Here is a 6,000-nt window from a genome sequence, read left to right as displayed (position 1 = left end):
ATATCGCCAGACGGCGTCCAATTCCTGGTTAGCTTGACGGAATCTTCCCGGGAGAGAGTCTGAAACTTCCCTCAATCGGTGGCAAAACAAGGCAAGCGAAGCTCCACCTGCTCCACAACGCCACCGATGAGACGATTGAACGGATCGATGTGACGGACGAGAAAACGCACGACAGCACGCTGTTCAAAACGGGCTCGTGGCTCCAAGGACGGCTCGTTCTGTTCGATCGAGCGTACTTCAAGTACCGCCGCTTCGCGTTGATCGATGAGAACGACGGCTACTTCGTGAGTCGGCTGAAAGAAAACGCGAATCCGCTGATAACGGAGGAATTGCGGGAATGGCGCGGCCGCGCCATTCCCTTGGAGGGCAAGCAGATCCACGATGTGGTCGATGATATCTCGCGGAAGTACATCGACGTAGAGGTCGAAGCGGAGTTCAAGCGGGGCCAGTACGAGGGAACGCGCTCGCTGGATACGAAGCGATTCCGCGTCGTCGGCGTCCGCGATTCGGACGCCGACGACTACCATCTCTACATTACGAATCTGCCGCGAGATGAGTTCTTCCCGGAGGATCTAGCAACGTTGTATCGGTGTCGTTGGGAGGTAGAAACGCTGTTTCGTGAACTGAAGACGCAGTACGAGTTGGACGAGTTCAACACGAGTGACCCGGATGTGGTGAAAATTCTGCTGTATGCGGCGTTGCTGTCACTGCTGGTGAGTCGTGAGCTGTTGGATCTGGTCACCGAACAGGCCGATGACGAAATCGTGTTTCCACCGGAACGCTGGGCGGCGACCTTCCGGTCGCACGCCCAGCTCATCCTCCAGGAACTCGGTGAGTATCTCGGTTACTCGCCACCGCCGTTGCTGGAGCGGCTGATCGAGGACGCTCAGAAGATTCACCAGCAACGACCGATCTTACAGGAGACGCTCGCTACCGCTACACAACCGAGGTGTGAGTCTTAGCTAAAGACGAATGACAGCCGACAATTCCTGTACTAACTACTGATGACAGAGCCTGAGTTTTCAATCTCAACCAACGGTTTTAATACTTAATTTCCATAAGTGCTTATGAACACAGTCTGATGCTGGAAACAACCCGCACCTATCGAGCGAAGGTTGTCAACCACAAACAGGTGAGTGACGACCTCAACCAGTGCGGGTTCTCGGCATCGAAACTGTGGAACGTCGCTCGCTATCATACTCAACAAGAATGGGATGAGACCGGGGAAATTCCGTCTGAAGCCGACCTCAAGCGCGAACTAAAAGACCACGAACGCTACAGTGATCTGCATTCTCAATCAAGTCAGCGCGTTCTCGAAGAACTCGCTGAGGCGTTCAACGGTTGGTTCAAAAAGCGCAAGAACGGCGATACTAACGCAAATCCACCCGGTTACAGAAAAGCGAGGCGACAACCATCCACGTTCCACCGTGACATGGAAGCAGAACGGCATCAAGCACGATTCCAAGCACAATCAACTCCGTTTGAGCAAAGGCTTCAACCTCAAGAACCATCGTTCGGACTTCATCCTCTGTGAGTACGAGACGCGACCGGACGTAGCTGTGGAAAACATCCAACAGGTTCGAGCCGTGTGGAACGGCGACCGCTGGGAACTCCATCTCGTCTGCAAGGTCGAAATACCCGTAGAGGATTCTCCCGGTGACAGGACGGCTGGTATTGACCTCGGTATCAGTAACTACCTCGTCATTGCATACGACGATGGTGATGCTGAGTTGTATCCGGGAAACGTTCTCAAGCAAGACAAACACTACTTTACGCGAAACGAGTACGATACCGAGGGCAAAAACGGGTCGTCACGACGGGCACTCCGCGCTCGGCAAAAACTGTCTCGGCGGAAAGACCACTTTCTACATGCCCTCGCCAAGCAGATCGTTGAGCAGTGTATAGACCGCGGGATTGGTCGAATCGCTATTGGCGACCTGAGCGAGATTCGAGAGGACAAAAACGGCGATTCCCGAAACTGGGGTCGAAGTAGAAACAAGAAACTCCACGGGTGGGAGTTCGAACGCTTCACTCGTCTCCTCGAATACAAGGCTGAAGAACACGGTATCCTCGTTGATCGTGTTTCAGAGCGAGATACGTCGAAGACTTGTTCGTGCTGTGGTCAAAAGCGTGACGCGAATCGTGTGGAGCGTGGCTTGTACGCCTGTGAGTCGTGCGGAGCGACGATGAATGCGGACGTGAACGGTGCGGTTAACATCCGGAGAAAGATAACTCAGAATCCTCCAACTGGGGATATGAGTAACGGTCGTTTGGCACGGCCAGCAGTTCACTTGTTCAATCAGACCTCGGGGCGTTTCGCACCGATCGAACAGGTGAGTTGCGAACCATAATATCTCAACGCTCGGGAACCTCACGCTTTCGCGCGAGGAGGATGTCAACGCCAAGTGTGTATTAGATCGCGGTCGCATAGTGCCGAGTATGGACAGGTCGCCGGCTAAGACATCAACCCCCTTCATTTGCGGAGAAGTGGGTCGGGAAGCGCAGGACAGTCGTAATCGAAGGCCCCCGTTTAACCAACAAAATTAAGCCTTCGAGTACCATTTGTTGGTTAAAGCCCACCCATGTCGTACTCAGAACCAGCGACCCCACCCGAGGTTCCCGGAGAAGTAGCGTCCTCACTCGAGGAGTGCAATGCGGAAACGCTCCGGTCTATCGCCAAGTATGCTGATGCACTCGCGGAGTATCGAGAGCGAGAGGCGCGGTTGAACGAAGCTGATGATGAAGACGATCCTCAAGAACGCCCTGAGGATTTACCTGAAGACGTCCCTACCAAAGCCACACTGACTGAGAAGGAGATCAACGGGAATCGATATTACTACTGGCAGTGGAGAGAGGGTGACAAAATCAAATCTCAATACAAGGGGCCAGTGAATCCGAGCGAGTAGAGATTAACCAACAAGTGCAGAATACTGGCGTGTCTGTTGGTTAACCTTGTGGACTTGTTGCTGCCGGTTCCAGTATCAATATCTTACCAGTAGTTGACGATACGGTTTCTTTATTCAGAGTACTGGGTGAAACAGCCGGTTAGTTCAGAGCGTATATTGGGCGATTCTGACCATCTATGTTCTTGACATTTTACCCGCGAGACTCGGTGAAACCCCTTTGTTTGACTAATTCGTCAATTGATGCTCTTAGCAGGGCCAGTCGGCACAGTCTTTCGATACCGTTGAATCAGATAGATTGCGGCGACGTAGTGGGCAAGAGGGTTGAGATACAACATGATGGAGAGAAACGAGAAGCAAACGCCACCGCCGACCCATATTCGCCTGTCTGGTACCCACGGAGAGTCGCTCTCCCGAATACCCCCAGTATCCCGGTATATTGCATGATAAAACACGGGCGTGAGAATGAGTAGTGAACCGCCGAGGAACAGCTCGTATGTGGATAACCCAAACGGAAACGTTGTACTAGACGTTCGAACTGCAGTAAAAGACCAAACAACGTTGAGTAGGGAAATAGCCACAAGGCGGAATTGCCACTGATTTCTTCTCAAAGAACGTATCGATTCCTTCATTTCTGGCCTACATATTTCTTCGGTTTATTGACTATAGTCCTTGGGTTACTATCCTGCTCGGCGGTCAATATGCATACCTACTTACCGATTTAGCCGTTTCAGTTTCAGGAACCTTTCTGAATAAAGAAATCGCGCTAGCAACTACTGTTACCGTAGAATGGATGTCTTCCGCGCATTCGAGAGATTCAGATTTCGATAGGGACTCGATTCTGAGAGTGACTGAAACGACCGTAGTTAATCTTAAGATTAATATTCAGATTAGATTTAAGTCGGTTCAGTATGTGGAGCCACTATGAGCGACCAATTCACCGAGGCTCTCGATAAAACAGAGGAGGCACAGGAGACCTATGCGAATCAACTCGGGATCAAGCCAGAGCGGATTCCGTTCACGGCTGAAACACTTCCTGATGCGAGTATTGCGGTGCGTGCGAATCAAGATCTACTCAACGAAGTCGCGAGCCACATCCTGAATCGAGCAGGCCACATCTCGATCATCGATGAACGGGGTGCTGGAAAATCTCACTTCCGTGATCTCGTGTACGACGCTCTTTCAGATGGCCCTCGGAGCGAAGAGTTCCGAGTCGCTCGAATACGCGAAGTGGAGTCCATCACGACACGTCGCTTCTATACACGCCTTCTCGACGAGCTCAGTGAGTACGATGACCTCGAGATTCCAGAGTCGTACCCGCACGCCACAGACGAAGTTCGACAGATCGTCGAGGAGGTTGCCGACCAGCTCGAAGCCCTCGATATCGCATGTATCATTCAGGTTGACCAACTCGAGGATGCAGCTCGGAATACACGAACTTTCGAGCAGCTACTAGCCGCGTTGCAGAGCGTTGGTGACCTAGGAGAAAGTGAACCCGTATTCATTCTCTTCCTGTTCGGAACGGAGCGTGCTGGTAATCGTATCGACGAACTGCGCGAGACATTCAGTTCGCGACTCGTCGCGAAGGATCGGACACTGGAACGGTTCGGGTTCGCAGAAACAGAAGAACTCATCGCCAGGTGGCTTGCCTGGGCCCGTGAGGAAGAGTACGATTCTGGATATCCGTCCGACCCCTACACGGCGAGTGCCATCGAGACCGTCGTCGAAGTCAGCGATGGGACTCCGCGTAATACTCGACAGAAGTGCTATCATGCATTCCGGGCTGGTGCGCAGCAATTCGCAGCCGAACAAGACGTCCAGATCACGGACGAGACGTTAGACGAATATCTTTAATATTAAGCTTAAGAATAAGAGCGTATGAGCAACGACAATCCATTCGGCGAAGCGATGGATGACGCAGCGGAGGAAAAAGACCGAGTGGACCAGCAAGGTTCGTCGGACTTCGACACCGAACCCTACTACGACGCACTCAACACTGGCGTGAAGGACCACACAATAGGCGTCTCCGTAAGCGAAGAAATGCATCAGTTCTGGCGTGAACTTCAGGACACGGATGATGTCGACGTCAATCCGGCCCAGTCCATTCGGAATCATCTCGAGAATCTTGCCCATCGTCATCCGGACGTATTCGAACGAGCTATGCGGAAGCTCGAAATCGATCGGGAGATGTGACCGCCGCCCTTAACCAACAAGGCTACCAGAAGACATCTTCGCGTTGGTTAACTGGCGATAGAGACTCAAATCGTCTTGCAATCGGTGACACGCGGACAGTACGCATCGACCCTACAGTGACGTAGAATCCGATGAATTGCATTCTAATCGCCAGGATGCGGAGGCTCACCCCTATCGACTTGTTCACCGAATCCACGTACGTACACAGAGTCACCTCTATCGATTTGTTCAGGGGCGTAGCTATGGGCAGTTCGATCGTTGAGGAGAGACGTTCCTGAATTCCAGGATAGAATTATGAACGCGGAAGGCCTCGCTGGGGAACGGATTCTGCATATTACGGTACTGACTTTGGAACCACCCTCTCACCCCTATCGATTTGTTCTCACGGGAAAGAGCAGCTCGGGAGCAGTTTGACACCGATGGAAGTAATGAGAGAGACGGCGATCAGGAGTTCTTCCCTATATTCTACGCTTTTATAGGATTGTTTTTTGACTATTTCGGGAGACGAGGACGAAGTAGAACAAATCGATAGGGGAGACTGGTTGAGCTCAGAAGCAAGTCTAAGGACTTGTATTGGGGATGTCGAGGCTGACCATACCCACGCTACAGGGACCTGTTTAAGTCAAGAAACGAAGCCAAATCGAGCGACTCCAATTGATCAGAACAAATCGATAGGGGTGTGTCTACTCTAGCTAGTCTAGTACTAGAACTAGAAGAAAGAAGAATAGATAGAGAAGACAACAGCTCATCCAACGAAAATTCGGCTTAGGGGTGGTGACAGCGTGATTGGCATCGAGTGACCCCTACCCCACCTTTGTGGGTAGAACAAATCGATAGGGGTGAGAGGGTGTTGTTCATTTCTCGTGATGTCGTCCAAAGAAAGCCTCTCTAACAAATCGTCGGA

At 51.8% G+C, this 6,000-nt stretch carries 4 protein-coding genes and 1 pseudogene; all 5 read left to right on the top strand.

What is annotated here, in order from left to right:
• Nucleotides 1-41 precede the first annotated feature (41 nt).
• The 5 genes and pseudogenes from APQ99_RS11365 to APQ99_RS11345 all read left to right on the top strand — a co-directional run bounded on the left by APQ99_RS11365 (nt 42) and on the right by APQ99_RS11345 (nt 5,096).
• On the top strand, nt 42-962 hold the full coding sequence (locus APQ99_RS11365) for an IS4 family transposase (RefSeq protein ID WP_274546385.1): 921 nt from the start codon (nt 42-44) through the stop codon (nt 960-962).
• A gap of 119 nt (nt 963-1,081) precedes the next feature.
• A pseudogene (locus APQ99_RS11360) lies at nt 1,082-2,351 on the top strand (RNA-guided endonuclease InsQ/TnpB family protein).
• 231 nt (nt 2,352-2,582) lie between these two features.
• On the top strand, nt 2,583-2,906 hold the full coding sequence (locus APQ99_RS11355) for a hypothetical protein (RefSeq protein WP_089872558.1): 324 nt from the start codon (nt 2,583-2,585) through the stop codon (nt 2,904-2,906).
• A 921-nt stretch (nt 2,907-3,827) separates the two neighbouring features.
• Nucleotides 3,828-4,757 carry a ribonuclease H family protein gene (locus tag APQ99_RS11350; RefSeq protein ID WP_136361247.1) on the top strand — a complete coding sequence of 310 codons (930 nt, stop codon included), beginning with the start codon at nt 3,828-3,830 and terminating at the stop codon, nt 4,755-4,757.
• A 24-nt stretch (nt 4,758-4,781) separates the two neighbouring features.
• Entirely contained in the window at nt 4,782-5,096 is a 315-nt protein-coding gene (locus APQ99_RS11345; RefSeq protein ID WP_049917019.1) for a hypothetical protein, read from the top strand.
• The last annotated feature ends 904 nt before the right edge of the window (nt 5,097-6,000 follow it).

Source organism: Halobacterium salinarum DSM 3754, from assembly GCF_008124605.1.
Classification (GTDB): domain Archaea; phylum Halobacteriota; class Halobacteria; order Halobacteriales; family Halobacteriaceae; genus Halobacterium; species Halobacterium salinarum.
This window is presented reverse-complemented; position numbering and strand designations above follow the sequence as displayed.

Coding starts and splice junctions, on each gene's coding strand:
- APQ99_RS11355 (WP_089872558.1), top strand. CDS start 2,583: ATGTCGTACTCAGAACCAGCGACCCCACCCGAGGTTCCCGGAGAAGTA.
- APQ99_RS11350 (WP_136361247.1), top strand. CDS start 3,828: ATGAGCGACCAATTCACCGAGGCTCTCGATAAAACAGAGGAGGCACAG.
- APQ99_RS11345 (WP_049917019.1), top strand. CDS start 4,782: ATGAGCAACGACAATCCATTCGGCGAAGCGATGGATGACGCAGCGGAG.